The sequence below is a fragment of the Streptacidiphilus carbonis genome (genome assembly GCF_000787775.1).
Lineage (GTDB): Bacteria > Actinomycetota > Actinomycetes > Streptomycetales > Streptomycetaceae > Streptacidiphilus > Streptacidiphilus carbonis.
Genome location: NZ_BBPM01000022.1, coordinates 1 through 26862 on the forward strand (window position 1 = coordinate 1; position 26862 = coordinate 26862).

General features: G+C 71.4%; 18 protein-coding genes and 3 tRNA genes. 6 read left to right on the forward strand and 15 right to left on the reverse strand.

Annotation, left to right across the window (positions count from 1 at the left end):
* From TR46_RS18795 to TR46_RS18810, 4 genes are all read right to left on the reverse strand, one after another.
* Positions 1-259: discoidin domain-containing protein (locus TR46_RS18795; protein WP_161790156.1), on the reverse strand; the 259-nt coding region annotated here is incomplete at its 3' end.
* Between the two features lie 276 nt (positions 260-535).
* Complete coding sequence (locus TR46_RS42405) at positions 536-2170, reverse strand: hypothetical protein (protein WP_052432923.1); 1635 nt, start codon at positions 2168-2170, stop codon at positions 536-538.
* A gap of 240 nt (positions 2171-2410) precedes the next feature.
* Positions 2411-4165: a class I adenylate-forming enzyme family protein gene (locus TR46_RS18805; RefSeq protein WP_042402505.1), complete on the reverse strand. Its 1755-nt coding sequence runs from the start codon at positions 4163-4165 to the stop codon at positions 2411-2413.
* Between the two features lie 151 nt (positions 4166-4316).
* A complete protein-coding gene (locus TR46_RS18810) occupies positions 4317-5870 on the reverse strand; it encodes a carboxylesterase/lipase family protein (protein WP_236655383.1) in 1554 nt (517 codons plus the stop codon).
* 335 nt (positions 5871-6205) lie between these two features.
* Between TR46_RS18810 and TR46_RS18815 the strand changes: the two genes are divergently transcribed.
* The gene (locus tag TR46_RS18815) at positions 6206-7015 is read left to right on the forward strand and encodes a heavy metal-binding domain-containing protein (protein WP_042402509.1); all 810 of its coding nucleotides are present in this window, start codon (positions 6206-6208) and stop codon (positions 7013-7015) included.
* A 1041-nt stretch (positions 7016-8056) separates the two neighbouring features.
* Here the strand turns inward: TR46_RS18815 and TR46_RS18825 are convergent.
* Positions 8057-8130 (reverse strand) — tRNA-Arg (locus TR46_RS18825).
* A 40-nt stretch (positions 8131-8170) separates the two neighbouring features.
* Between TR46_RS18825 and TR46_RS18830 the strand changes: the two genes are divergently transcribed.
* Together TR46_RS18830 and TR46_RS18835 are read left to right on the forward strand one after the other, a co-directional pair.
* Positions 8171-9595 carry a vWA domain-containing protein gene (locus tag TR46_RS18830; protein WP_042402514.1) on the forward strand — a complete coding sequence of 475 codons (1425 nt, stop codon included), beginning with the start codon at positions 8171-8173 and terminating at the stop codon, positions 9593-9595.
* Between the two features lie 113 nt (positions 9596-9708).
* Positions 9709-11487 carry an AAA family ATPase gene (locus TR46_RS18835; RefSeq protein WP_152626570.1) on the forward strand — a complete coding sequence of 593 codons (1779 nt, stop codon included), beginning with the start codon at positions 9709-9711 and terminating at the stop codon, positions 11485-11487.
* Between the two features lie 24 nt (positions 11488-11511).
* On the opposite strand, the gene TR46_RS18840 is transcribed toward TR46_RS18835, so the two are convergent.
* The 4 genes from TR46_RS18840 to TR46_RS18855 form a co-directional block, all read right to left on the reverse strand.
* Positions 11512-12894 carry an SDR family NAD(P)-dependent oxidoreductase gene (locus TR46_RS18840; RefSeq protein ID WP_042402517.1) on the reverse strand — a complete coding sequence of 461 codons (1383 nt, stop codon included), beginning with the start codon at positions 12892-12894 and terminating at the stop codon, positions 11512-11514.
* A 29-nt stretch (positions 12895-12923) separates the two neighbouring features.
* A tRNA-Glu gene (locus TR46_RS18845) sits at positions 12924-12995 on the reverse strand.
* 16 nt (positions 12996-13011) lie between these two features.
* Positions 13012-13084, reverse strand: a tRNA-Ala gene (locus TR46_RS18850).
* 169 nt (positions 13085-13253) lie between these two features.
* Positions 13254-14702: a DHA2 family efflux MFS transporter permease subunit gene (locus TR46_RS18855; RefSeq protein ID WP_042402520.1), complete on the reverse strand. Its 1449-nt coding sequence runs from the start codon at positions 14700-14702 to the stop codon at positions 13254-13256.
* A 198-nt stretch (positions 14703-14900) separates the two neighbouring features.
* Here TR46_RS18855 and TR46_RS18860 point away from each other — a divergent pair, with 198 nt between their 5' ends.
* Complete coding sequence (locus TR46_RS18860) at positions 14901-15953, forward strand: sigma-70 family RNA polymerase sigma factor (protein WP_042402523.1); 1053 nt, start codon at positions 14901-14903, stop codon at positions 15951-15953.
* Positions 15954-16124: 171 nt separating this feature from the next.
* Here the strand turns inward: TR46_RS18860 and TR46_RS18865 are convergent, their stop codons facing one another.
* Together TR46_RS18865 and TR46_RS18870 are read right to left on the reverse strand one after the other, a co-directional pair.
* On the reverse strand, positions 16125-18338 hold the full coding sequence (locus TR46_RS18865) for an RICIN domain-containing protein (protein ID WP_042402525.1): 2214 nt from the start codon (positions 18336-18338) through the stop codon (positions 16125-16127).
* 99 nt (positions 18339-18437) lie between these two features.
* Positions 18438-19874, reverse strand: a complete 1437-nt coding sequence (locus tag TR46_RS18870; protein ID WP_236655384.1) for a chitinase — start codon at positions 19872-19874, stop codon at positions 18438-18440.
* Positions 19875-20295: 421 nt separating this feature from the next.
* Here TR46_RS18870 and TR46_RS18875 point away from each other — a divergent pair, with 421 nt between their 5' ends.
* On the forward strand, positions 20296-20931 hold the full coding sequence (locus tag TR46_RS18875) for an NAD(P)-dependent oxidoreductase (protein ID WP_042402528.1): 636 nt from the start codon (positions 20296-20298) through the stop codon (positions 20929-20931).
* Between the two features lie 115 nt (positions 20932-21046).
* Here TR46_RS18875 and TR46_RS18880 read toward each other — a convergent pair whose 3' ends face one another.
* The 4 genes from TR46_RS18880 to TR46_RS18895 all read right to left on the reverse strand — a co-directional run bounded on the left by TR46_RS18880 (position 21047) and on the right by TR46_RS18895 (position 25607).
* Positions 21047-21742: a FadR/GntR family transcriptional regulator gene (locus TR46_RS18880; protein WP_042402530.1), complete on the reverse strand. Its 696-nt coding sequence runs from the start codon at positions 21740-21742 to the stop codon at positions 21047-21049.
* A gap of 23 nt (positions 21743-21765) precedes the next feature.
* Complete coding sequence (locus TR46_RS18885; protein WP_042402532.1) at positions 21766-22824, reverse strand: ABC transporter permease; 1059 nt, start codon at positions 22822-22824, stop codon at positions 21766-21768.
* Entirely contained in the window at positions 22808-24394 is a 1587-nt protein-coding gene (locus TR46_RS18890) for a sugar ABC transporter ATP-binding protein (protein WP_042402694.1), read from the reverse strand. The genes TR46_RS18885 and TR46_RS18890 overlap by 17 nt, the downstream gene beginning before the upstream one ends.
* A 160-nt stretch (positions 24395-24554) precedes the next feature.
* A complete protein-coding gene (locus tag TR46_RS18895; RefSeq protein WP_042402535.1) occupies positions 24555-25607 on the reverse strand; it encodes a sugar ABC transporter substrate-binding protein in 1053 nt (350 codons plus the stop codon).
* A 340-nt stretch (positions 25608-25947) separates the two neighbouring features.
* Between TR46_RS18895 and TR46_RS18900 the strand changes: the two genes are divergently transcribed.
* Positions 25948-26799, forward strand: a complete 852-nt coding sequence (locus TR46_RS18900; protein ID WP_042402538.1) for a fumarylacetoacetate hydrolase family protein — start codon at positions 25948-25950, stop codon at positions 26797-26799.
* Positions 26800-26862 lie beyond the last annotated feature (63 nt).

Consider the following 26862-nt stretch of genomic DNA (forward strand, 5'->3'; position numbering starts at 1 on the left):
TGGCGTACGCCGCCTCCCACTGCAGGACGACCTGGCTGAGGGAGGATTCGGCGCCGAGGTCGACCTGGATCCACTGCGGGTCGCTGAAGGCGCTGGACCAACGGGTGCCGGTGTCGCCGTCGACGGCGGCGGAGGCGGGGAAGGTCGCGTTCTCGGTGGAGGAGGCGGTGGCGGGCTTTCCCTGGGAGAGCAGGGTGCCCGCCGCCCGGGCCGGCGACTGGGTCACGGTCACTACGAGGGCGGCGAGTACCGCGACCATCAGGGCGATGAGCAGGTACGGCTTGCGCCTGCCGCGGACGGCGGAGAAGGGGGCGGACGTGCTGGTGGACATGGTGTCTCCTTGAACCGGGTGGGGGTCCTGTGGAGCTTCGGCCTCCTCCTGAGAGCGCTCTCTGGAGAAGGTGGTCGATGTCTACAGCCGTTGATGTACGGGTGTCAATGTTCTTGTGCGCAAACGCAGTTGCGGAACCACGAAGCCCCTCGGGCCCGGTGTGACCGGGTCCGAGGGGCTTCGTGCAGCTTTCGGGGAAGAGGATCAGGCGCGGGCTTCGGCGATGGCCGCGCCGAGCGCCTCCTTGATACGGGGGCCGAGGCGGGAGAAGCCCAGCTCCTTCATGGCGGCGCGGAGGAGTTCGTCCTCGGAGCGGTCGGTGCCGTCGCCGTCGATCCAGCGCACGACCGAGACGAGCTCGTCGGCGGAGTAGGCGGTGACCGGACGGCCGGGGGTGAACGCGGGCTTGCGCGGACGCTTGGTCGCCTTCGGCTCCTCGGCGGCGGGGGGCTCGGTCGCCTCCGGCTCGGCAGTCTCGACCTCGGCCTCGACCTCGGCCGTCGCAGGCTCGGGCTCCACTACGGCCTCGACGGTCTCGACGGCGGCGATCTCGGCCTCGGGGGCCGCGACCGGCGCGACCTCGGCTTCAGCCTCGACCTCGGCCGATGCGGCCTCGGCTTCAGCCTCCACCTCGGCCACCTCTTGTGCGACCTCGACCTCGACCTCGACCTCGACAGCCTCGGCCGATGCCTCGGGCTCGACCTCGGCTTCAGCCTCGACCGGTGCAGCCTCAGCTTCAGCCTCGACCTCGACCGCGTCTTCGACCTGCGCCTCAACCTCGGCTTCGGCCTCTGCGTCGACCTCAGCCTCGACCGCGACCTCGGCCTCGGCCTCGGCCTCGTCGTCCGTCGCGCGCGGGTTCGGCAGCAGGTCCGTCGCGGTCGCCGCCGCAGCCGCGGGGGCTGTCGCGGGCTCCGCCTCGGCCGGGAGGCCGAAGGCGCGGTCGCATGCCGCTGCGACGGCGTCCGCGTCGGCCTGCTGGTCCGTCAGCTCGGCCAGCAGGTCCCCGTTGCCGCGCTCCTCGATGCTGTCGCGCAGCGCCCGCAGGGTGGGCAGCCGGTAGAGGGTGCCCTCGTCCGCGGCCAGGCGGTCCACCGCCTCGGCGAGCTCGGCGAAGGGCAGCGCGGCGAAGTCCTGGCCGGGCAGCAGCTTGCCGAGTACGACCAGGCCGGTGCGGACGGTCTCGACCGACGGGGCCGCGCTGTCCAGTACCGCCGCGTCGTCCGGCAGCGCCGGGAGGGTGCCGGGTGCGAGCGCCGCCCAGTCCGCGCGCTCCGCCGCGGCGGCGTCGATCGCCGCGTGCAGCGTGGCGCGACGGACGCGCTTGGACACCGCGAGCCTGCGGGCGGCCTTGGCCAGCGCACGGCGGTCGCCCCAGGACAGCTTCACGCCCTGGGCTTTGCGCTCTGCGCCGCTCGCGGTCGCTGCGGAGAGCCGGTCCAGGTCGGCCGACCGGTAGGCGGCGGGGGCGAGCGTGGCCAGCGTCCCGCGGACCCGGAGCAGCAGCGCGAAGGCCTCGGCCACCGCCGCCACCGTGTCCAGCCCGCTCAGCGGGGTGCCGGCGTCGAGCTGCTCGGCCGCCTCGCGGACGGTTTCCAGGTCGCGTCCGCGCAGCTCGGCGAGGATGGTCGAGGCGGCGCGGGCGTCCTCGGGGGTCGCCACGGTACCGGCCGCCGCGTACCAGGCGTTGGTCTCGGCGCTCAGGGTGAAGCCGCCCTGGGCGGAGTACTTGAGCAGGTCGTCGCGGACGCCTGAGAGGACGTCCGACTGCTCATCGTTCGGAGTGGCCGTGGCGGCCGATGGTGTCTCGTCGGTGTTAGTCAGATCGATCGTCGTCATGGTGAGGTCCGCTTCGTGGCAGGGAGGACTGCGGCGTCGGGGCAGAGTCATGCGCAGCGGTGGTCCCGGTGCTGCGTGAACGCACACGATACGGGTGCGCTTGCGAGCGGCGCACGCACCCTGCCAATCCCCGGCGGAACATGCCGCAGGGTTCGTCCATTCGCCGGACCATGGCAGCTGCGGACCGCACCGGACCGTTGCAGCTCATCACACTATTGCCCCAGAGGAGTTGGGCGCACCTCAGGGCGCGTCTCCCCCGGCGCCACGGCGGTCAGCGGTCGCCCGCCGCAGCTCGGTCTTGAGGATCTTGCCCGCCGCAGAGAGCGGCAGTGCCGCGCTGAAATGCACCTCACGTACCCGCTGGTAGGGCGTGACCCCGGCGGCGACGTGGGCCATCAGCTGCTCGGCCAGTTCGGGGGAGGGGTCGTAGCCGGCCCGGAGCACCACATGGGCGACCGGGATCTCCCCGGCCAGCGGGTCGGGGGCGCCCACCACGGCGGCCACAGCCACCGCCGGATGCTGGTGCAGCAGGTCCTCCAACGGGGCCGGATAGACGTTGTAGCCCTTGTGGATCAGCATGTCCTTCGCCCGGCCGACCAGGTACAGCCAGCCGTCCTGGTCGCTGCGGCCCAGGTCGCCGGTGCGCAGCCAGCCGTCCTCGAACTGCTCGGCCGTCAGCTCCGGGTGGTTGTGGTAGCCGTCGGCGATCTGCGGGCCGTGCGCCCAGACCTCGCCGACCTCGCCGACCGGCAGCGGCTCGCGGGTGACCGGGTCCCTGATCTCGATCACGGTGTCGAACACCGGGACGCCGACGCTGCCGATAGGGGCGGCCACCGGCTGCTCCGGCGGGTGGCCGGTGAGCCCCATGGTGGCCTCGGTGAGCCCGTAGCCCTCGCTGATCTCGGCCTGCGGCAGCAGTTCGCGGAGTCGGGCCATGGTCTCCGAGTCCAGTGGCGCCGCGCCGGAGCTGACCTGGCGGACCGAGGACAGATCGGCCTTGTGCAGGCCGGGAACTGCGAGCAGTGCGTGGAACAGGGCGGGCGATCCGGCCAGGTGGGTCACCTGCCACCGGGTCGCCTCGGCGAGGTAGCGGTCCGGGTCGAAGCGGCCGGAGACCACCACGGTGGTCGCGTTCGCGGTGCAGAGCAGCTGGGTGATCAGGCCCATCGCATGGAACATCGGCGCGACCGAGAGCAGCACGCTCTCGCCGATCGGGACCGTCCCGGCGCCGACCGCCGCCGGGACCTGCTCCAGGTGCATGGCGCCGTTGTCGTCCAGTCGCGGCAGCGAGGCCCCGCGCCAGCAGCCCATCTGCAGGGCGTTGGCGACGGCGTGCCGGTGCAGGATCCGGACTGCCTTGGAGCGTCCGGTGGTGCCGCCGGTGAAGGAGAGATGGGCCAGGTCGTCGGGGTGGACCCGGGTCGCCGGCGCGGGATCGGCGGCGAGCAGTTCGGCCAGCGGGAGGTTGCCGGAGGCGGTGCCCGCGGGTCGGCCCGGGGTCGGTCCCGGGGCCGCGTGGGTGGCGGGGACCTCGACGACGAACCAGGGCTTCGGCTTCGGCTGCGGTTCCGGCTGTGACGCCGACGCCGATGACGCCAGCGCCCGTGCCTCTGCCAGGACGGGGGCGACGGCCGGGTGGGTGATCACCGCGACCGCGGAGACCTCGGTGAGCTGCTCGGCCAGCAGTGCGGCGGGCAGCAGCGGGCTGAACGGGCTGACGACGGCTCCGGCCAGCAGCACCCCGAAGTAGGTGAGGGTGAAGCGGAGCGAGTTGGGCTGGTGCAGGGCCACCACGTCGCCGGGGCGGACCCCGTGCTGCCGCAGCCCCTGGGCCAGACGCAGCGCCTGGTCGTACAGCTCGGCGAAGGTCAGTGACTCCTCGCCGTCCCGCAGGGCCACTCGGTCCGGGTGTCGGGGCGCGGTGCCGGCGAGGATGTCGCCGACGGTGCAGTGCGGATAGTCCAGGCTCTGCGGCATTCCCGGCGGCAGCAGCATCGTGGGACGGCCCCTTTCCCGCTGTTCGTCCAGCTGGCGGGGACGCCCGGTGCGGTGGCGTCCCGTCACAGAAGTCTGGCAAGCGGAGGACGGCCCGGGAAGGGATCTGACAGTGGCGGCACGGCGGCTGCCCTGGTTTCAGCGACGCGGTTCAGCGGCGGCCCCCCCAGAGTTCGCGCTCCCTCGGCCGCGGGTCGTACTGGACCTCGGATTCCAGGTCGAAGCGCATGGTGGCGCGTCGGTCGCGGTCGTAGGGGGGCCAGCCGGGGTCCCCGGTGGTCGCGAAGGCGACCCAGGCGGCGTGCACCACATCGGCGAGCCGCTGCGGGGGGTCCGTGCCGAGCAGGCCCGCCATGGACTTGTCGTGCAGGTTGTCGAAGACGAAGGGCAGTTCGGTGACATGGCAGGCGCCGAGCCGGCCGTCGAAGGTCGGCGGCCGCCAGCCGAACTCGTACACATAAGAAGAACCGTTTCCGCCACCGTCGCCGGCGCTGCCACCATCACCTGCGCCGTGTGCCTCGGCGAGCCGGACGGCAGGAATGCGGTAGAACCAGTCGGTGGCGAGGGCGGCCAGCAGCTCTCCCGGCGAGGCGTTCGGTTGCCGTTCTCGGTAGACCGCCAGGGCATGCTCCGGGTCGTCGAGGCCGTATCCGGTGGCGCTCTTCCGGGCCAGTTCCTCCGTCACCAGGTCGAGCAGGCCGGAGGGGGTGAGGTAGAGACGGAACTCGTCGCTGTTGGAGCCGATCAGCAGGTCGACCCCGGCGGCGGCTCCGGCCGCGACCGCGTCCAGCGGCGCGGTGGGGAGCAGTTCTCCGTCCACCACCGGCTCCAGCGCCATCAGATTGCGTGCCGCCTCCCCCCACCGGCCCGGTTCCGGATCGGAGGCGATCTCCCCGCGCAGCCCCCGCTGCACGGTGAGCAGCCGGTCCAGCGGTACGGCGGCGAACGCCTCGCGGGTGGCCGGAATGCCGAGCCTGTCGGCGATATGACGGGCCACCAGTTCGGCCGTGGCGGGGGAGAGGGTGTGCTGGGCGGCGCCGCTCTGCAGGACGGCGCGCCGGAACAGTCCACGCGCCCGGGGTACGGCCAGCAGGGTGCCGATGCTCATCGCGCCGGCCGACTGGCCGAAGAGAGTGACCTGCCCGGGATCCCCGCCGAAGGCGGCGATGTTGTCCCTGACCCACTCCAGCGCGGCGATCTGGTCGAGCAGTCCGAGGTTGGCCGGGGCCGGGTCGTCGGCGCCGAGGTACAGGAATCCCTCCACACCCAGTCGGTAGTTGACGGTCACACAGACCACGCCGTCGCGGGCGAACCGGGCGCCGTCGTAGCCGGGGACGGAGCCCGAGCCGTTGGTGAATCCGCCGCCGTGCAGCCACACCATGACCGGGAAAGGGCGGTTGGCGGGCCCTCCTGCCGGAACCCAGACGTTGAGGTTGAGGCAGTCCTCGCCCGGGATGTCGACCTCGGGGAGCAGTGCGTCCAGCGGTGCCGGGTACGGCGGCTTGGGCGGCGTCGGACCGTAGGCGGTGGCGTCGCGCTCACCGCTCCACGGCTCCGGCGGCTCCGGCGGACGGAAGCGGTTGGCGCGGAAGGGGGGCGCGGCATACGGAATGCCCTTGAAGGCCACTCCGCCGCCCTCGACCCGGTCCCCGCGGACGGCTCCGGCGGCGATTCGCACGACAGTCGGCTCAACAGGCTGCGTCAAGGCGATCTCCGTTGTGATGGGCTCGGCGTGACCGGTGATCGGCGGTCGGTAACCGGGTCTTCCGAACCGTAGAGCCGTCCCGCCGGCCCCGCAACCGTTCCGCCGCGCGATCGCCGGCCCGGCGGCGCCGGGGGTACTGACCCGGCAATGGCGTAGATGTTGGCGCTGGTTCGGGAGGGTTTGTCCGTTTGCGCAGTTCGACGCGGTCTGAGTTCCGGTGGTGCGGCCGCCGGGCGGCCGGGCTGCTGGAGGGCCGGTCCGGAGCCAGGACTAGGCTCCCCAGCGCGGGTGGGACCACGGGGGCCCCATCCGATCCCAGGGGAGGCCCACCCACCATGACCACACCTGCACCCGCTTACGCACCGCTGCCCGACACCGCCCGGGGGCGGCTGGACAACTCACGGAGCGGCAAGCCCTGTTTCACCTCCGACCTGTCCGTCAACGAGTTCGTGCTGGTCGGGCAGGCCGGCTTCGAGCCGCTCGGGATGGTGATGGGCACCAGCGTGTTCCACGTCGGCATCCAGTCGGCCGGCTGGAAGGTCAGCCAGGAGCTCGGCTACATCAGTCAGGCGATGTACAGCGCCCGGGAGTTGGCGATGTCCCGAATGGAGGCCGAAGCGGCGCAGCTCGGCGCGGACGGGGTGCTGGGGGTGGTGCTGCGCCCGATGGACTATCAGTTCTTCGCCGATGTCATCGAGTTCGTCGCAGTCGGCACGGCCGTGCGCAGCACCGACGGCCGCCAGTACCGCAATTCCGACGGCAAGCCGTTCACCACCCCGCTCTCCGGCCAGGACTTCTGGACCCTGTGGCAGCACGGCTGGCTGCCGCGCCGGCTGGTGCTGGGCACCTGCGTCTACCACGTCGCACACCAGAGCCTGCGGCAGACGCTGTCCCGGATCGGCACCAACGCCGAGCTGCCCAACTTCACCCAGGCCCTTTACGACGCCCGGGAGTTGGCGATGTCCCGGATGCAGTACGAGGGGCAGCAGGTCGGTGCGGACGGCATCGTCGGGAGCAGGGTCGACGACCACCGGTTCTGGGGAGAGCACGCGATCGAGTTCCTGGCGACGGGCACGGCGGTGAACCGGATCCGGCCGGACTCCACCCCGGCCCAGCCGAGCATGACACTGCCGCTGAGCGGGTGAGGACTCACTCGAGCGGGTGACGGGTTCCGACCGGCCGAGGACTTGTCCACAGGCGGCGGAATCCCGCATGCGGTCTGTCGGCCCTGCTCGATAGCCTTCGGGAGAACGAGGGGGGGCGGTTCGAGTGGGGCTGACGATTGCCGACGGACGGAAACTGACCTTTCTGCTGGAGCTGGTCCGCCCGGACCAGGCGCGGCGGGTGCTGGGCCGACTCGGGCAGCTCGGTAGCGAGCAGTCCGCACCGACCGAGCTGCGGATGCTGCTGAACGGCCGTCGGCCGCCGCCGCTCGGGGTGTGGCTGTGGGTGCTGGCCTGCGACCTGCCGGAGCTCAACGCGGTGGTCTTCGAGGTACGTCGCCTGGGTGACGCCATCCGCAGGGACATCATCGAGGGAGTGCCGTTCGGTCCGGGGCGGGACCGACGCACCGAGCGGCTTCCGCTGGCGCCGGTACTGGAGCGGCGGCTGGAGCTCGCACGGTTCGAGGAGGAGTTCGACCTGCCGGACCGGCAGACCGCGAGCCGGCTGCTGCCGAGGCTGCGCGCGGCCGGCGAGGCCAGGCAACTGCGCCGGGCCCGGCAACTGGCCGGGGCGCTGCCTTACGACGAGTGGGACGAGGTCGCCCGGGCAGACCTTGCCGACCCGCTGCCCGGCTACGCCCGCTGGGCGCTGTCCTGTCATGTCAACTGCCCGCCGTCGCTGCGCGGGCAGTTCGGCAGTCATGCGAAGTTCGAGTACCGGCTGCAGCAGGCCGGGGTAGTGGCGGAGCCGAACCGGTACCTGGCCGAGTACTCGGCCAGAGACGTGCTGCTGACCCTGGGCGCGATCGCGCAGCCCCACGTCCCCGGGGGCAGCAGGTTCAGGGCCGAACTGGAGCCCCTGGTGCGGGAGCATCTGGGTGGCCACAGCGACGCCTGGGCGGTGCTGGCCCAACTGCTGCCGACCTTCAACGGGTCCCTGCCGGAGCTGATCAGCACCGCTGGTGCGATCGTCGGACCGGATCCAGACCCCGGACCGGATCTCGGCGCTGACGGAGCCTACGACGAGGACCGGTTGGATTCGAACCAACGTCCTGCTGATCCGCAGTCAGCCGCGCCTGCCGCTGCGCTACGGCCCCCGCCGGCACCGACCCTAGCGGTGGAGGGGGTGAGGCGGCCATGAGTTACGAGCGTCCGCGGCTGCATGTGGTCGATCCCACCGACCGCCGGGCCCTGGCCGAGTTCCGTCCGGCGGCTCCGGCTGTCGTGGCCGAGGCAGGGCGGCTCAAGGAGGCCGCCCTGCTGGACTTCGGCCTGACCGAGTCGGCCGTCGCCTCCTGGCTGTACGCCAAGTGCCACCACCAACTGCCGACCACGGCGGTGGACACGGCCGCCGTGGTGGCCTCCGGCGACGGCAGCTGCCTGCTGCTCTACAACCCGGACTTCTTCGTCGCCCTCGGTCTGGACGGGGTCAAGTTCGTGCTCTTCCACGAGGCCCGTCATCTGGTCCAGCGTCATCTCTACACCGAACCGGAGCTGCGTGAGGACCCGGTGTTCACGATGGCGGCCGAGGTCACCATCAACCATGTCGCCCTGCTCCGGCTCGGCCGTCAGCGGCTCCCGCTGCTGGACGGCGCCCCGGTGGGCATCGACCCCAGGGAGGTGCACGCCGGCTATCTCGCCGACCTCGACGCCCAGGGGCTGGCGGCGCTGCCCTACCCGCTGTTCGTACGGACCGACCACGGCTGCTATTCCGAGCTCAAACGGATGCGCAACCCGCCCGTCCCGCAACCGCGCTGCATCCACCTCGGCGGCGGCGGCGGCGGTGGCGACGGCGGGATCGGTGACGGCGTGCCCTGCGACCAGGAGGCGGTGGACGCCGCCGTCTCGTCAGTGCTGCTCAACGCCCTGCTCGCGGCCCGGCGCGGTAACCGGACCGCTGAGGAGGAGCTGGTGGAGTTGATGGGCAGCAGCGAAGGCGGCTCCGCCAACGCCTCCAGGGTCTGGGGCCGGATCGGCGCCGGGGTGCTGCGCGGCGAGACCGTGCGCACCCGGCAGGTCGACTGGTGGCAGCGCTGGCTGGTGGACGTACTGGCGTCCAAGCTGCGCGAGGGCGAGCGGCTGGTGTACCCGAAGAAGCGCGGCGCAATCCTGGCCGCCCTGGGCCACGACCCGATGCTCTCCAGGCGCGGTCCGGTCCGGGACAAGGTACTGGCCATCGCCTTCGACACCTCGGGGTCGATGCCCGATCGGGTGGTGCGCCGGCTCACCGAACTGGTCGGGCAGATCGACGGGGTGCAGGCGCACTGGCTGTCCTTCGACGGTGCGGTGATGCCGTTCAAGCCGGGCGAGCGGGTGCACGGTGGCGGTGGCACCAGCTTCCAGGTGGTCGCCGACTACCTGGAGGGCCGCTCGGAGATCGACGGACGGTACTTCGAGGAACAACCCGACGCCGTCGTCGTGCTCACCGACGGCTACGCCCCGCACATCACCCCCGCCGAACCCGACAAGTGGATCTGGCTGATCACCGAGGGCGGCGACGACTGGCCCGAGACCCATACCCCCGCCATGGCCTGCCATCGCGTGACGACAGGAGAACAGTGACCGAGCAGAGCACGGCGGACCACCACGAGCCGACCGGTCTGCGGGAGCCGACCGGTCTGCGAGAACTGGGCGAACTGCGGGAACTGTCCCCGCTGGAGAAGTTCATCGACGCGATGATCGACCTCGGCCAGACCGGCCAGGTCTTCGGCGAGCACGGCATCGGCAAGACGGCGACGTTCTTCTCGCACATCGCCCGCTGCCACCCGGACACCGAGCTGGTCTTCGTCCCCGCCGCCAACCTCACCCCCGACGACCTGCTCGCCAACGCCCCGGTGCGCGACGCCGACAGTGGGGAACTGGTGCTGCGCCAGCTGGTGATGCGGCAGCTCCGGCCGGGGAGACGCTTCGTCCTGCTCCTAGACGACTCACTGCAGGCCGGGGAGTCGATCCAGTCGCAGCTGATGCAGATCGCCTGCAACTGGACCCTGGGCGAGTTCGACCTGCGTGAGCTCGGCTGCGTGGGTGTCTTCCTCACCGACAACGAGTCGCTGGCCGAGACCGCGGCCAGGCGCAGCGACCTGGCGATCCTGGACCGCATGGTCACCGTGCGGATCACCGCCAACGACACCGCCTGGCGGACCGAGCTCAGCGCCCGCTTCCCCGAGTGGGACCTCCGGCCGCTGTTCCGGCTCTGGGCCGCGCAGTCCCCGGCGGTGCGGGAGCTGCTGTCCCCGCGCACCCTGGAGCACATCCTGGCCCAGGCCCGCGAAGGATTCCCGCTGGTCTGGGGCCTGCCGCTGATCAACGGCGAGCGACTGCGGCTGGCCGATCCCGGTCGGGGCGACGACGGCAAGCCGCATCCGAGCCGCACCAACGAGATCCTGGACCGGATCGCCGCCGCCCTGGGCGTCCGCAACCCCTCCCAGATCCCGGACCCGGTGCGCCAGGTGGTCCGCGCCGCGCTGCGCAACCGCTGGACCGTGCTGCTTCAGGGGCCGCCCGGCTGCGGCAAGACCGAGATCGTCCGGCAGTTGGTCCGGGAGGAGCTGGGCCGCGAGCCGCTGTACTACTCCATGCCGGTCACCAACGTCGAGGACCTCTGCGCGCCCGTGCCGACCCCGGACGGCTCGCTGGACAACCTGCTCGCCGCACACTTCACCGGCGACCGGCCGAAGGCCATCGTCTGGGACGAGTACAACCGCCCCAAGGACAAGGCCGCCTTCGCCAAGCTGATGGAGATCACCCAGGAGTGGTCGCTGGCCGGACAGCGCATCGCCGGCCTGCGCGCCCAGATCGCCCTGCAGAACCCGCCGTACCACCTGGGCCGCAAGCTCCAGGTGGCCAGGAACAACATCGCCCAGGCGACGCGGTTCACCGCCTCGCTGGTCGTCGACCCGGCCGACATCCCCGCCAACGAGTGGCTGATCGACCGCTACGGCGCGGTCGCGGAGACGGTGCTGGAGTGGTGGAAGAACGACATCGACGAGGACGGCCGCGCCTGGATGACCAAGCGCACCCTGGAACGGCTGATCAAGCTGCACGGCAAGGGCCTGCCGCTGCGGATCGGCACCGTGTACCTGGGGGACGGCGAGTACGCGCCGGTCCCGCTGACCGCCCTGGAGGAGCGGCTGGAGCACAGGCCGGTGACGGGGCTGCGGGAGCTGGCCGAGGACCCGGAGGGCTGGGAGCAGCGGCTGCGCCGGGCGGCCGAGCACTCCATCGAGGGCACCAACGACAGCGACCTGGTGCACCAGGCGATCTCCAACGCCGAGCTGTCGCAGCTGCGGAGGCACCAGCAGCTGATAGCCCGGCTGGTGGCCTGGCTGCCGCCGAAGCTGCGGTCCACCTATCTGGTGGGGGCCTCGGACGAGCACCAGCGCTTCTGGATCGAGACCTTCGCGCTGATGCCGCGTCAGCCGAGGCAGCCGGTGGCCGACTCGGTGACTCGGTGACTCGGTGACCGGGGCCGGGGTCGACTACCACTCGGCGACGCGGTAGTCCTTCAGGAAGACGCCCGACACCGGCTGTCCGGCTTCGCCGCGCACGATCGGGTCGTAGACCCTGGCGGCCCCGTCGACGATGTCGAGCGGGGTGCGGAACCCCTGACCGGCGATCCACGCCTTCTTGGGCGCCGGGTTCTCGTCGGTGATCCAGCCGGTGTCGACGCTGCTGAGGTGCACGCCCCGGGCGGCGAGCTCCTCCGCGCTGGTGCGGGTCAGCATGTTCAGCGCGGCCTTGGCCATATTGGTGTGCGGATGGCCGCCCGTCTTGTTCCGAACGGCGAAGCGGCCCTCGACCGCCGTCACATTGACGATGTAGCGGCGGGGGTGGGACGAGGCCAGAAGGAGCGGCAGCAGCCGGTCGCAGAGCAGCGCCGGCGACACGGCGTTGACCAACTGGGTCTCCAGCAGCTCTGCGGGGTCCAGCCCGCCGAGCCGGGCGGACCAGGAGTTCTCCTGTGCGGTGTCGGGCAGAAGCCCGGCCTCGTCGGTGAGCAGCGCGAGCGCCGACGCCGGCCCGGCGGCGCCGGCGGGCGCCAACTCCTGACCGGTACGGAACCCGGGAGCGTTCAGCATGCGATGCGCAGCCGCTGCGCGGGGGCTCTCGGCCAGCGCCTCCCGCTCACCGGCCGACAGCACGGCATACGCACCCGGCGGGCGGCGTACGGTCTGTGCGGCATTGTTCACCAGGATGTCGAGGGGGCGATCCTCGGCACGCAACTCCTCACACAGTCCCAGCACTTGGCGCGGGTCGCGCAGGTCGATGCCGATGACCGTCAGCCGGTCCAGCCAGCCGCAGCTGGCGGGCTCGGCCCGGAAGCGACGCACGGTGTCCTTGGGGAAGCGACTGGTGACGAGCAGCTCGGCGCCGTCACGCAGCAGCAACAGCCCCAGCTGGAACCCGATCTTCACCCGCCCACCGGTCAGCAGCGCGCGCCGCCCGCGCAGGTCGGCCCGCGCCTCACGACGACTCAGGTTCTCGGCCGCGCAGGGCGGGCAGAGCTGGTGGTAGAAGGCATGCGCGAGGGTGTAGACGTCCTTGCAGATGTAGCAGCGTCGCGGTCGCCGATAACTACCGACGGTGTGGGGCGCTCCGGCACTCGGCAGCAGCGGCGCGTCTTCGCGGCGCTCTCCGTCTCCGGTCGCAGTCGCCCGCACCACCGCCGCATCCGCCTCGGCCGCCTCAGCCTTCCGCGCCCGCCGTCGCTGCTGCTGCCCGTCCCGCGCGAACGACTCCGCGACCCGCTCGGCCCGGAGCCGCACCGGGTCCGTGGCGGGAAGCGCCCGCAGCCGGCCGACGGTACGGGTGAACGCGTCGAGCTCGGCGTCGCTGAGCGGGAGGTCGTCGCTGTCGCCCATCGCTCCTGCTCACCCCACGCCCGTTCCTGTGGCCCCGGCCGGATTCGAACCGGCGTGTCCTCCCTGAGAAGGAGGCGCGCCTGCCTCTGCGCTACGGGGCCCTGCTTCTGCGGACTGCCCAGACGGCCGGATTCGAACCGGCGTGTTCTCCCATGCAAAGAGAGGGCGCCTGCCTCTGCGCTACATCCGGGCATTGACGCTGATCGTAGCGGTCGAGGGGTGGGGCGCGCGTGGCCCGGCGGGGCGCAGGCGCCCCCTCCCGTAAGACGGCCGCCCGATGCCGGGCAAGGAGGGCGGGTGAGGTCGCGGCGCGGAGTCTGCCGTTGCAAGCGTGGGACGACACCCACTCGCCAAAGGTGTCAACTCCCCGCCCCTGCCCCCGCTTCCACCTCCAGCTCATCAAGCCGCACCGCGTCCTCGGCCACCACGGCCGCCCGCTCCACCCGCTGTACGGCCGCCCCAGCTGCCGCGCCGACCACCGCCAGCGCTGCGGTCACCCACATCGCCGCCGTGAAGCCGTGGGTGAAGGCGGCGGGGGAGCCGTAACCGCCGGTCGCGGCGAAGGCTGAGGCGCAGACGGCGATGCCGAAGACGCCGCCCAGTTGACGGAGCATGTTGAGCACGCCGGACGCCTGGCCGATCTGCGGTGGGGCCACCGCGCCGACGACGGCCTTCTGGGCGGCGGGCATCGCCAGGGAGATGCCGCAGCCGTTGATGAGCAGGGGGGCCACCATCTGGTCGTACGGAAGCGAGGGCGTCGCGACCAGCGCCAGCCATATCCCGCCCAGCGCCTGCAGCAGCATCCCGGTGACGAGCAGGGGGCGCTCGCCGAGGCGGTCGACGAGGATGCCGGCGACGGGCGCGAAGACCATCACGGTCCCGGTCCAGGCCATCATCCGCAGGCCCGCCGCGAACGGGCCGTGGCCGAGCGCGATCTGCAGGTACTGGGCGAGGAAGAAGAGGGTGCCGTAGAGGCTGGAGGTCACGCAGAAGATGGATGCGTTCGCCGCCGCGAAGCTGCGGTTGCGGAAGAAGCGCATCGGCAGCATGGGCGCGGCGGTGCGCAGCTCCCAGCGGACGAAGGCGGCTGTCAGCAGCACACCGACGGCGAACGCGCCGACGACCTCGGTGCTGCCCCAGCCCGCGTCGTTGCCCCGGACCAGGCCCCAGACCAGGCCGAGTGCTCCACCGGTCGCGAGCAGGACGCCGCCGAAGTCGAAGCGGACCGAAGGGGCGGTGCTCTCGTCCAGGCGCAGCCGGACCAGTACCACCGCCAGCACGCCGATCGGGATGTTGATCCAGAACAGCCACTGCCAGGCCAGTCCCTGCGCGACCGCTCCGCCGATGAAGGGGCCGCTGAAGGTCGCCAGGCCGGTCAGCCCGCTGAAGAGGCCGAGGGCGCGGCCCCGCTGTCGGGGCGGGAAGGCGGCGCTGAGGTGGGTCATGGCCAGCGGCAGCACCAGGGCCGCGCCCGCGCCCTGGACCGCACGGGCGGCGATGAGCGGTCCCACGCCGGGGGCCAGCGCGCAGGCGGCCGACGCGGTGGTGAACAGGCCGAGGCCGAGCGCGAGCATCCGGCGGCGGCCGAAGCGGTCGCCGAGGGCGGCACCGGTGAGCAGGAGCACCGCGAAGGTGAGGACGTAGGCGTTGATGGTCCACTGGAGGGTCTCCAGGGACGCGCCCAGGTCGCGCTGAATGGTGCTGAGCGCGGTGGAGACGGCGGTGGTGTCCAGGGCCATCATGAACGAGGCGGTGGAGGCCAGTGCGAGTACCCAGCGCTGTTCGGGCGTGCTGACGGCGGAGGCCATGCGGACTGCTCCTTGGTGTGGTGACTGCAGGAACTGTGGTGACTGCAGGAACTGGGATGCGGATGGGAGGGTCATCCGGTACCGATCCGGGGCTTCGGCGCGATTCACCGATGAGTTCCGCTCATCGCAGGGATCAGTACTCGTCGAGAGCCCACACAGCGGGGGCTGACCAGTAGGACCACGAGGAGATGGTTGGCGATGGCGGAGACCATGGAGCGCAGCGAGGACTTCGTCCGGCTCACCGATCCGTTCCGGCGGGAGCTGCTGGCCCACTGCTACCGGATGCTGGGCTCGGTGCACGACGCCGAGGATCTGCTGCAGGAGACCATGCTGCGGGCCTGGAAGTCCTTCGAGCGGTTCGAGGGGCGGTCGTCGCTGCGGACCTGGCTGTACCGGATCGCGACCAACGCCTGTCTGCGCGCGCTGGAGAACCGCAGTCGGCGTCCGCTGCCGTCGGGGCTGGGAGCGCCCAGCAACGCGCCGGACGGGTCGTTGGGCCGGGCGCGTCCGGAGGTGCCGTGGCTGCAGCCGATGCCGGACGTGCTGCTCGGGGGCGGGGCCGGCGCGGGGACCGGGTTTGCGGCCGGGGGCGGAGGCGTCGACCACGGCGACCCCGCCTCGGTCGTCGCCTCGCGGGCCGGGGTGCGGCTGGCGTTGATCGCGGCGCTGCAGCACCTGCCGCCGCGGCAGCGGGCGGTGCTGATCCTGCGGGAAGTGCTGGCCTGGCGGGCGGCGGAGGTGGCCGACCTGCTCGGGATCTCGGTCTTCGCGGTGAACAGCCTGCTGCAGCGGGCCCGGGCGCAGATCGACCAGGCCGCGCTCGCGGAGGAGACGGTTCGGGAGCCGAGCGATCCGCGTCGGCGGGCCCTGCTGGACAGCTATGCCGCCGCGTTCGAGGCGGGGGACATGGCGGCGATCAGCCGACTGCTGGCCGAGGACGTGGTACTGGAGATGCCGCCGTACGCGGACTGGTTCAGCGGGCGTGACGCGGCGGTGCGGTTCCTGTCCAGTCGCCAGGTGATCGCCGGGGGCCGGGTGCGGGTGGTGCTGACCGGCGCCAACGGCCAGCCGGCGGTGGCCAACTACCACCTCACCGAGGCCGGGGTGCTGGAGGCCCACTCGATCCAGGTGCTGACGCTCAATCAGGAGGGCGATGAGGTGACCCGGATGAGCGTCTTCCAGGATCTGTCGCTGTTCCCGGCGTTCGGGTTGGAGACCGCACCGGGGACGCTGCCCGCGCGGGACCGATGATCCGGGTCCGCGACACGGTCCGTGACCTGAGTCCCGGACCTGTGTCCCTGACCTGTGTCCGTGATCTGTTTCCGCGACCTCAGCCCGCGACACGGGCACGGGCTCGCGGCGTGGGTCCGCCCCGCCGGGGAGCGGTCCACGGCGGGGCGGGGTATCAGGGGTCGGTCCTGGTCAGGGGTAGCTGACCAGGTCCGCCACATTGCTGGAGGAGTTGGACGGGCCGCCGGTGCTGTTGACGATGTGGCTGATCGTGCCCACACCGCCGAGCGAGACGGTGACCATGTCGTGCAGCTTCACGCCGGACACCTGCGGCACCTCGATGGCGTGGTCGGCCACCACCGCGGAGTTGACGTTGAAGTAGCAGTAGACGCCGAGCCCCCAGGCCTCATGGCTGGTGACGGAGTCGGCCACCTTGTAGGCGGCGTAGCCCCTGGTGCTGCCGTTCATCCAGCTCGCCTGGTTCGGCGGGTCGTACGGGAGCTCGTTCTGCAGGAAGTAGGTACGGCCCCCGTTGCCGTTCCACAGCACCGCGTACTGCTGGTAGTGCTCGGCCGCCAGCCCGTACATGGTGACATTGGCGCCGTTGACCACCAGGCCGTTCTGCGCGGTGTTGGAGGTCCAGCCGACGCCGCTGCCGTGGTCGGCGCGCCACAGCCAGAAGTCGTCGCCGATCACGTTGTTGCTGTTGACCTGGACGCTGACGGTCGCCTTGCCGACGGCCGCGCCGCCGATGCGGGCGAAGACGTCGGAGAGCACGGTCGGGTCGGCGCTGTGGTCGGCGGTCGAGCCGGTCGGACCGACCTGGAGCAGCACCGGGGAGTTGGTGGTCCCGGCGTCGAACAGCAGGCCGCCGATCCGGACGCCGCTGACGTCGGCCGTCGACATCGCGGTGACGCCGTTGTCGGCCTCCAGCGTGGCCAGGCCGAGGCCCAGCACGACGGTGTCGGCGCGGGTCACCCTGATGGTGTCGGTGAGGTGGTAGACGCCCGGGGTGAACAGCAGGTTCTGTCCGGCCGCCAGCGCGGCGTTGATGGTCGCGGCGGTGTCGCCGGGCTTCGCGATGTAGAACTGGCTGATCGGGAGCGAGGTCCCGGCGGTGTTGCCGCTCGCGGACCAGGTGGTGCCGGTGGCGTTGGTCCGGTCACCGGGGACGAAGACCTGGTAGTTGCCGGAGGAGTCGATGTAGAGGTACGGCTTCTCCGCGATGGTCGGGGTCGACCCGACCGTGGTGTAGGGCGGGTTGGGGAAGCTGTTCGACGGGGCGTTGGTGTCGCCCACGAAGACCATGTTCCAGTTGGAGCCGGTCCAGCTGCCCCAACTGCTGTTGCGGGACAGCCACTGCTGCTGGCTGCCGGAGTTGACCTGCCCGTTGATCTGCGAGTCGCTGAGCGAACCGCCGCTGGACCAGCCGCCGTTGTCGTCCAGCACCATGTTGCCGGTGACGTGCACCCGGCGCATCGGCGAGGCCTGCGAGACGGCCCACTTCACCGTCCCGCTGGAGGGGCTGTCGGTGAGGTTCTCGACGGAGCGCCAGAAGTTCTGGGTGGCGTTGCCGCCGTCCCACTGGGCGTCCGCGTTGACGCCGCCGCCGCTGATGGTGACCTGGTTGGGGTTCTGGCCGAGGCCCAGCACCTGGGTGTAGTAGCCGACCGGGACGTTGACGTTGTAAGAGCCGGGCTTGAACAGCAGGGCGTAGCGCTGGGTGCCGAACTGGTTGGTCTGCTGGGTGTTGTAGACCGAGTCGATCTGGTTCTGGATGGTGGAGCTGGACATCGACGGGTCGAAGGTCAGCACATTGGGACCGAGGTCCGGGGTGCCGGCCGGCGGGGTGGTGGTCCCGCCCCCGGCGGTGGTGGAGAGGTTGAACGACTGGGCGGCCGTGCCGTTGCAGGTGTACTGCTGCAGCTGGACGCTGTCGGCGGTGGAGGCCGACGGGGTGTCCAGGCACTTGCCGCTGTTGCGGTTGACGAAGTGGTAGCTGCCGCTCGCCTCGGCGACCGGCTGCCACTGCTGGTTGTTGCCGCCGCCGTAGGTCCACAGCTGGATCGGGGCGCTGTCGGCGGTGGAGACATTGGTGACGTCCCACACCTGCGCGGCGCTGTTGGCGCTGCCGATCTGGAAGTAGCCGCCGCTGGTGGCGGTGAAGACCCACTGCTGGGCGGTGGTGCCGTTGCAGGTGTACTGCTGGACGACGGTCCCGTTGGCGGTGGCCGCGGCCGCGGCGTCGACGCACTTGCCGCTGTTGGCGTTGGTGACGGTGTAGGTGGTGCCGGAGGTGACGGCCGCCGAGGCGGCCGTCGCGGACGGCACGAGGGCGACCGTCAGGCCGCCCGCGAACAGCGCGGACGCGGCAATCGCCGCTCGCGCCTTCTGAGCTCTTCTCATGGGTCCTCCATGGGGACGTCGGGGTGGTGACGCCGGGGTGGTGAAGCGGGAGCAGCGGGCCGACCGGCTCAGCCGGTCGGCCCGCTCAGCGCGGGCTGATCAACTCGGCAGGTTCCACTGCTGGTTGGCGCTGTCGGCGCAGGTCCAGATCTGCAGCCGGGTGCCGTTGGCCGAGCTGGGGCCGGTGGCGTCCAGGCACTTCCCCGAGCCGGTGTTGACCAGCTCGCCGTTGCTCTGGTGCTGCCACTGCTGGGCGGCGGTGCCGTTGCAGTCGTACAGCTGGATCTGGGTGCCGTCGGCGGTGCCGGCCGCGGTGACGTCCATGCACTTGCCCAGCGCCTGCAGCGAGCCGTTGGAGGCGACGGTCCAGCTCTGCGCGCCGGTGCCGTTGCAGTCGTAGAGCTGGACGGCGGTGCCGTTGGCGCTGTTGGCGCCGGCGATGTCCACGCACTTGCCGCCGTAGCCGGTGATCGCGCCGGTCGGCGTGGTGCCGCCGCCACCGCCGGTGGTGGTCCCGGTCAGCTGGTTGAAGATGCTCGCGAACTGGTACGCGCTCTCCGGGGTGCCGCTGCAGGTGTCCGAGTAGGTGCCCGTAGCACAGGTCTTGTCACGGCCCAGGGACCAGTAGGACAGCTCCTGGATGCCGTTGGACGCGGCGAAGCTCTCCAGGGCGGACGCGTTGCCGGTGCTGAACACCTCGTTGGTGGAGTCGTTCACGCCGACCATCGGGGTGTTCCCCTCCATGCCCCAGAGCTGGGCGGAGGACTTGCCGGTCCAGATCGCGCCGAGCTGGCTGTGCAGCCCGTTGGCGGCGCTGATCGCGGCCTGGCCCATGTCCTCGTTGGGGCCGTAGTCCATGGTCATGATGTTGACCAGGTTCACGTTGAGGTTGTGGCTCTTGGCGTTGTTCAGCAGGCTGAGCGAGTTCGACTCGAGACCGGACGGGTCGACCGGAAGGGTGTAGTCGACGGAGAGCGTTTTCCCGGCCGCGGCGTACTGGGTCTGCAGGTTGGCCAGCGCCTGGTTGCGGCGGTCGTTGGCGGCGGTGTCGTCCAGCGCGGCGCCCTCGACGTCCAGGTCGACCCTGGTCAGGTTGAGGGTGTCGATCACGGCCTGGTACTGCGCCTGCAGCGACGACACCGAGGTGCAGGCCTGGGCCAGTTCGGTGCCGGAGGCGCCGCCGAAGGAGGCGATGACGTCGCCGCCGGAGGCCCGCAGGGTGTTGATGGCGCCGGTCCAGCCGGCGTCGGAGATCGAGGTGCTGCCGTTGAAGGTGGCCTGGCAGCCGCTTCCGGCGATGACGAAGGCCAGCGTGTAGTACTTCAGGCCGGTGGCCGCCTCGGCAGAGGCCATCGCGGAGGGGGAGTTCCAGGTCTCCACGTAGGGGGCGGCGTAGTGGGCGGGGAAGCCGGGGCCGGCGTTGGCGGCGGCGTGGGCGGCGCCGCTGCCGCTGAGCACCAGTCCGGCCGCGGTCAGCGGGACGACGAGTGCCGCGGTCACGGCCGATCGGGCTCTGGGCATGCTGAACCTGGGCATGGCGTGTCCTCCTGGGGACGGTGGGGGTCTGCGCCCGGGCAGGGCTCCGATCTCCCGGGAACGGCCCTCCTGAACCCCACGCAACCCGCAGACGGCGAGTGTGGGGGCGGGCAGGCCTCTCCTTGGTCGATCGGAGTAAAACGTTCAAGAAGTGAACTCAGTGAGCGCTCTCTGGGCGACTGTGTTCAGAGCATGATTGAACTCATGTCACATGGCCACGTCAATGGTCTGGGCCAATTTGGGTCGGAGCAACGGGTCTTGTCGACGGTGTCTGCGCAGGTCAGTGCAGGTGTTGTGAAGTTTTACCAGCGCCGCCCGCACTGCCGCGCCGTCAAGAGTTGTTGGGAGGGCTCCCAACGGTCACATCGCCGGAATCTCCGACGTCAGAGTGGGTGAGCGGTCACCGACTCAGGGAGAAGCCATGAAACTCACCGTCTTCGGCGCCACCGGCGGGGTCGGCGGACAGATCGTCCGCCAGGCACTGGACGCCGGGCACGAGGTCACCGCCGTGGTACGGGACAGTGCCCGGCTGACGCTGGTCGCCCCCGGGCTCCGGATCGTCACCGCCGACGTCACCGACCCCGCGGCGCTGGTCCCGCAGGTCACCGGACGGGACGCGGTGCTCTCCGGTCTCGGGCCGCACGGCCGCAAGTCGCCAGGCATCGCCGGGGCGGCCACCACGGCCATCGTCCAGGCCATGGACGCAGCCGGGGTCCGCCGGATCGTGGTGGTCAGCGCCGCGCCGCTGTTCCCGATCCCGGAGCACGAGGCGCTGCTGATGCGCTGTCTGGCCACCCCGATCGTCCGAAAGGTGCTCAAGGACGCCTACGCGGACCTCGCCGACATGGAGGCGGCGCTGGCCGCCGGCGACCTGGAGTGGACCTCGTTCCGGCCGCCGCAGCTCAAGGACGCCCCGCTGACCGGCGTCTACCGGCGGATCGTCGGATCCGCCGTGCCCAAGGGCTGGTCGATCTCCCGGGCCGACCTGGCCCACGCCATGCTCGCCGCCGTGGACGACCCGTCGACGGTCAAGCAGGCGGTGGGGGTCGCCCACTGACGACGCCCCGCCGAACGACGCCCCGCCGAACGACGCCCCGCCGAACGACGCCCCGCCGAACGGCGCCCCGCTGACAGCACTCCGCTGCGACGCCCCGGTGACGACGACCTACTGGCTACTGGCTGCCCGCCAGCAGGTCGTCGGTGCGCGCCTGGAGCCACTGCTCCACCGCCGAGACATGCAGCATGGCGGCGGCGGCCGCGAGTTGGCCGTCGTGGGCCTCCAGGGCGCGCAGGATGGACTCGTGCTCGCGGTGCACCGACTCCAGGGCGGTGGCGAGGTGTGCGCCGCGGACGATGCGGACCCGCTGGGTGTGCGTGGAGAGGGTGTCCAGCAGCAGCGACAGCACCGGATTGCCGACGGTGTCGACGATCGCCCGGTGGAAGGCCACGTCCCACTCGATGAAGGACTCCACGCTGTCCGCCTGCATGCTGCTCTCCAGGATCGCCCGCAGCGCGGCCAGGCCCTCGTCGCTGATCCGGTGCGCGGCCAGCGCGGTGGCCTGCGGCTCCAGCAGCCGCCGCACCTCCAGCAGCTGCGCGGCCGAATCGCCGTGCGACACGTCGGCGACGAACGACAGCTCCTCCAGCAGCAGATGCGGTTCCAGGCTGGAGACATAGGTGCCGTCGCCCTGCCTGCTGATCAGGATCCGCATCGCGGTGAGGGCCCGGACCGCCTCCCGCAGGGAGTTGCGGGAGATGCCGAGCTGGACCGCCAGGTCCTCCTCGCGCGGCAGTCGGGCGCCGGCCGGCAGCAGGCCGGAGACGATCATCTCCTTGATCCTGGCGATCGCCTCGTCCGTGACGGCCATGGCACTCCTCGGGTCGGTCGGGTCTACTCCTGCTGCTCGCCGGCGGCGAAGCGGGAGATGATCAGCGCAAGGATGATGATCGCGCCGTTCAGGAACTGGTTCCACAGCGGGGGCACCCCGGCCAGGGTCATCACATTGACGACGAGCTGCAGAGTGAGGACCCCGGTCAGCGCGCCGAACAGGGTGCCGCGGCCGCCGTTCAGGCTGACCCCGCCGATCACCGTCGCCGCGAAGACCTGGAAGATCCAGCCGCTGCCCTGGTCCGCCGAGATCGAGCCGTAGTGGCCGGTGTAGAGGATACCGGCGAAAGCCGCCAGCACCCCGCCGATGACCAGCACCGTCCACACCGCCCGGTCCACCCTGATGCCGGCGGTGCGGGCCGCCTCGGTGTTGCCGCCGATGGCGTAGAGCGCGCGGCCGTGCCGGAGCCAGGCCATGGCCAGTCCGCCGACCAGGAACAGCAGCGCGCAGATCCAGATCGAGGCGGGGGCTCCCAGCCACGAGGACCGGCCCAGATAGGTGAAGGAGCTGGGCAGTTCCACGATGGACTGGCCGCGGGAGACCGCGATCTGCAGCCCGCGGAGCATGGTGAGCCCGCCCAGGGTGACGATGAAGCCGTTCAGCCGCAGCTTCAGGATCAGGAAGCCGTTGAACGCCCCGATCAGCGCGCCCACCAGCAGGCACAGCGGGATCGCGGTCCAGCCAGGCAGCAGGCCCAGGCCCTGGAAGCGGCCGCCGTGCTCGGGCAGCACCAGCCAGACCGCGATCACCGGGGCGACGCCGATGGTCGACTCCAGCGACAGGTCCATCCGCCCGGAGATCAGGATCAGCGCCTCGGCCAGCACCAGCAGGCTCAGCTCGGTGGCCTGTTGGGCCACCCCGAGGAGATTCGCCGAGGTCAGGAAGGCGGGCGAGACGATGAAGCCGATCACGCACATCACCAGCAGCACCGGGATCAGCGACAGCTCCCGGTAGCGGGCGAAGGAGAAGCCGTCCCGGGCCGACCCGGGGTCGGCGGCCGGCGCCGACAGCGCCGCGGCGGTCGCCTCCGCCTGCGGGGCGAGGTCACTGCTGCTGGACATCGTCGTTCTCCCTCTCGTTCCGGTTCTCGGTCGGTCGGCCGTTCCGGTCGGCGACCGTCATCCCCTCCATGGCCGCCACCAGTTGCTCGTCGGTCCAGTCCGGACCGAACTCGGCGACCACTTCGCCGTGGAACATGGCCACCACCCGGTCGCAGCCGCGCAGGTCGTCCAGTTCGTCGGAGACCACCAGTGCGGCCCGGCCCCGGTCGGCCACCCTGCCGATCCTGGCCAGCAGGAACTCCTTGGACTTCACGTCGACCCCGTTGGTGGGCCGGATCGCCACCAGCACCTGCGGGTCGGTGGCGAGCGCCCGGGCGACCACGACCTTCTGCTGGTTGCCACCGGACAGGGCCGAGACCGGAGTGTCCGACCTCGGCGTCTTGATGTCGAGGTCCTTGACCATCCGCTGGGCGAAGGCCCTGGTCCGCGACGGCAGCACGGTGCCGTAGGGGCCGAGCTGGTCGCTGACGGTCAGGGTGGCGTTCTCCGCCACGCTGCGCTGCAGCACCAGGCCCTGCGCCCGGCGGTCCTCGGGGACCAGGCCGATCCCGGCCGCCAGCGCCGCGGGGACGTCGCCGCCGCGGACCGGGCGCCCGGCCACCTCGACCGTTCCGGACCTGGCACGGTGCAGTCCGGCCAGGGTCTCGCCCAGCCGGACGTTGCCGCTGGCCGCGCCGCCGGCCAGGCCGAGCACCTCGCCGGCGTGCAGCGAGAGCGTGATGTCGTGGAAGGCGCCGGGGACGCCGAGACCGGTGACCCGGAGCAGTTCGGCGCCGCGGCCCGTCCCGCCGGCGGCCGGCCCGCCTGCGGCCGTCCTGGCGGCGGCAGACGCGGCCGGGGCGGTGGCCGCCGGGGCGGCCTGCTCGCCGGTCATCGCCTCCACCAGGGCGTCCGGGCTGAGCCCGGCCACCTGGGTGGTGAGGATGTGCCGGGCGTCCCGGTAGACGGTGACCGTGGTGCACAGCTCGAACACCTCGGCCAGGTGGTGCGAGATGAACAGGAAGGCCACGCCCCGCTGCTGGAGCTCGCGGAGCTTGCCGAAGAGCCGGTCGATACCCCTGGCGTCCAGCTTGGCGGTGGGCTCGTCCAGCACGATGAAGCGGGCGCCGAACGACAGCGCCCGCGCGATCTCCACGAACTGCCGCTGCTCCACCGTCAGTTCGCGGGCCCGCCGGGACGAGTCGATGTCGACGCCGTACTCGGTGAGCAGTTCGGCGGCGCGGCGGCGCAGCTCCTTCCAGCGGATCGCCCGCAGGGCGGTGGGGCTCTGCCGGTTCAGGAACAGGTTCTCGGTGACGCTCAGGTCGGGAAGGATCGTGGAGTGCTGGTAGACGCACGCCACCCGGGCCCGCCAGGCGTCGGTGTCGCCGACGGCGGGCGCGGGCGCGCCGTGGAACTGCAGGCTGCCGCTGTCGGGGCGCTGCAGCCCGGTGAGGATGGAGACCAGGGTCGACTTGCCGGCCCCGTTCCGGCCCACCAGCGCATGCGACTCGCCCGGCCGCACGGTGATCCGGGCCTGGTGCAGGGCGACGGTGGCGCCGTAGCGCTTGGAGATCCCGGTGGCCTCCACGACCGGGGCGGCCGGATCGGTCCCGGGGTCGGTCGGGTGATCCGGGCCGGGATCCGGGCGGGGATCGGGTCGGGGGTCGGGTCGGGGGTCCGGCTGTGGGTCCGGCACGGGGGTGGCCGTCCTTTCGCTGGGTGCTGCGAGGGGGTGGGCGAGGCGCCGGTCACTTGCCGATGTTGTTGCCCCACAGCGTCTTGTCGTCGACGTTGGTCTTGGTCACCAGCGGTGCCGGCAGCTGGTCCTCCAGGCCGTTGGGCAACTGGATGATGGTCGAGTTGTGGTCGGTCGGGCCCGGCTTGAAGGTCTTGCCCTGGACCGCGGCCTCCGCGTAGTACAGCGCGTACTTGGCGTAGAGGTCGGCCGGCTGGGAGATGGTCGCGTCGATCTGGCCCTTGCGGATGGCGTCGAACTCGGCCGGGATGCCGTCGTTGGAGATGATGGTGATGTGCCCGGCGGTGCCGGCCGGCTTGAGCAGGCCCTTCTGCTGCAGCAGGGCCAGGGTGGGCTGCAGGAACACCCCGCCGGCCTGCATGTAGAGGCCGTTGATGTCGGGGTGCTGGGCGAGCAGGGTCTGCAGCTTGCTGGAGGCGACCGAGCCGTCCCAGTTGGTCACCAGCGGGTAGACGGTGATGCCGGGGAAGTTCGCCTTCATGCAGGAGGCGAAGGCCTCGGAGCGGTCGCGGCCGTTGATCGAGGTGAGGTCGCCCTCGAACTCGGCGACCTTGCCCTTGCCGGCGAGCTGCTTGCCCAGGAACTGGCAGGCGTTGGTGCCGTACGCGCGGTTGTCGGCGCGCACCACCATGTAGACCTTGCCCTTGTCGGGCCGGGTGTCCACGCTGACCACCGGGATGTTCTTGGCCGAGAGCGCGTCCAGGGTGGAGGCGATCGCGCCGGTGTCCTGCGGCGCCATCACCACGGCCTTGGCCCCGGTGTTCTCGAAGACCTGGACGTTGGCGACCAGCTTGGTGATGTCGTTCTGCGAGTTGCTGACGGGCAGGGTGGCGTCGCCGTCGGCGGACACGTCCTTGTTGATGTACTGGGCGTAGGAGTTCCAGAAGTCCGAGTCGGAGCGCGGCAGGTCGATGCCTATCGGCGACTTGCCCGAACTCCCGGACGCGGAGCTGGTGGTACTGCCCCGGTTGCAGGCCGTGGCGAGGGCGGCGACGGCGAGGACGGTGGCTGCGGCGGCCGTGGTGCGGGATCGTGCGAGCTTCATTGCCCACTCTTCTCTGCCTGTGCGGTCGGTGTGCGCTGGGCGAGACGGAGAATACGAGGGCTGAACCGGGGGCGACAAGGGCTAACCTCCGATGAATTTGAGCACTTCTGGAACGATCTCCTCCGGAAACCCCCGGACCTGCGGACAAACCATGGAACGCCCAGGAAAATGGCAAGGCGGATGTCGGGCGGCCTCGCCGCAGCCGAAGATTCCGACGGAGTCCTCCGATGAATGCTTGTGGGAGGGCGGAAGGCTGGGTAGAGTCACCGGCAGTCGCGGACCGTGCTGGTGAAACCGCCTCCCGGCCTTTCTGATGGAACCTCAAGAATGGGCACACAGCGTGAAGTTGATGCGCGTAGGACCGGTCGGTCTGGAGCGTCCGGCGCTCCTCGGTGCGGACGGCGTGCTCCGGGACCTCTCCGGTCTCACCCCCGACATCGACGGCGCCTTCCTGGCCGGCGGCGGGATCGAACGGGTACGGACGGCCGTCGCGGCGGGGACGCTGCCCCAGCTGGACGGTGCGGGGGCGCGCGTCGGCGCGCCGCTGGCCCGTCCGGGCAAGGTCGTCTGCATCGGGCTGAACTACCGGGACCACGCCGAGGAGACCGGCGCGGCCATCCCGAGCAGGCCGGTGGTCTTCATGAAGGACCCGGGCACGGTCGTCGGCCCGCAGGACCAGGTGCTGATCCCCAGGGGTTCGGTGAAGACCGACTGGGAGGTGGAGCTCGCGGTGGTGATCGGCAGCCGGGCCCGCTACCTGGACTCGCCGGAGCAGGCGCTGCGGGCCGTCGCCGGATACGCCGTCAGCAACGACGTGTCCGAGCGGGAGTTCCAACTGGAGTACTCGGGCCAGTGGGACCTCGGCAAGTCCTGCGAGACCTTCAATCCGCTGGGCCCCTGGCTGGTCACCGCGGACGAGGTCGCCGACCCCCAGGACCTGGGGCTGACGCTGTCGGTGAACGGCGTCGAGCGGCAGCGCTCCGGCACCAAGAACATGATCTTCGGGGTGGCCCACATCGTGCACTACCTGAGCCAGTACCTGGTGCTGGAGCCCGGGGACGTGATCAACACCGGCACCCCGGCGGGCGTCGCCCTCGGCCTGCCCGACCACCCCTATCTGCGCCCCGGCGACGTCATGGAGCTCTCCATCGACGGCCTCGGCAGCCAGCGCCAGACCCTCGGCCGAGCATGACCCCCGGCCCTTCGCCCAGCCCCGGCCCTTCGGCCAGCCCCGGCCCTTCGCCCAGCCCCCGTC

Excerpts from the sequence above, each read along its gene's own strand:
- TR46_RS18895 (WP_042402535.1), bottom strand. The coding sequence starts at position 25,607 with ATGAAGCTCGCACGATCCCGCACCACGGCCGCCGCAGCCACCGTCCTC.
- TR46_RS18830 (WP_042402514.1), top strand. The coding sequence starts at position 8,171 with ATGAGTTACGAGCGTCCGCGGCTGCATGTGGTCGATCCCACCGACCGC.
- TR46_RS18805 (WP_042402505.1), bottom strand. The coding sequence starts at position 4,165 with ATGCTGCTGCCGCCGGGAATGCCGCAGAGCCTGGACTATCCGCACTGC.
- TR46_RS18870 (WP_236655384.1), bottom strand. The coding sequence starts at position 19,874 with ATGCCCAGGTTCAGCATGCCCAGAGCCCGATCGGCCGTGACCGCGGCA.
- TR46_RS18880 (WP_042402530.1), bottom strand. The coding sequence starts at position 21,742 with ATGGCCGTCACGGACGAGGCGATCGCCAGGATCAAGGAGATGATCGTC.
- TR46_RS18860 (WP_042402523.1), top strand. The coding sequence starts at position 14,901 with ATGGCGGAGACCATGGAGCGCAGCGAGGACTTCGTCCGGCTCACCGAT.
- TR46_RS42405 (WP_052432923.1), bottom strand. The coding sequence starts at position 2,170 with ATGACGACGATCGATCTGACTAACACCGACGAGACACCATCGGCCGCC.
- TR46_RS18875 (WP_042402528.1), top strand. The coding sequence starts at position 20,296 with ATGAAACTCACCGTCTTCGGCGCCACCGGCGGGGTCGGCGGACAGATC.
- TR46_RS18835 (WP_152626570.1), top strand. The coding sequence starts at position 9,709 with ATGATCGACCTCGGCCAGACCGGCCAGGTCTTCGGCGAGCACGGCATC.
- TR46_RS18855 (WP_042402520.1), bottom strand. The coding sequence starts at position 14,702 with ATGGCCTCCGCCGTCAGCACGCCCGAACAGCGCTGGGTACTCGCACTG.
- TR46_RS18815 (WP_042402509.1), top strand. The coding sequence starts at position 6,206 with ATGACCACACCTGCACCCGCTTACGCACCGCTGCCCGACACCGCCCGG.
- TR46_RS18865 (WP_042402525.1), bottom strand. The coding sequence starts at position 18,338 with ATGAGAAGAGCTCAGAAGGCGCGAGCGGCGATTGCCGCGTCCGCGCTG.
- TR46_RS18840 (WP_042402517.1), bottom strand. The coding sequence starts at position 12,894 with ATGGGCGACAGCGACGACCTCCCGCTCAGCGACGCCGAGCTCGACGCG.
- TR46_RS18885 (WP_042402532.1), bottom strand. The coding sequence starts at position 22,824 with ATGTCCAGCAGCAGTGACCTCGCCCCGCAGGCGGAGGCGACCGCCGCG.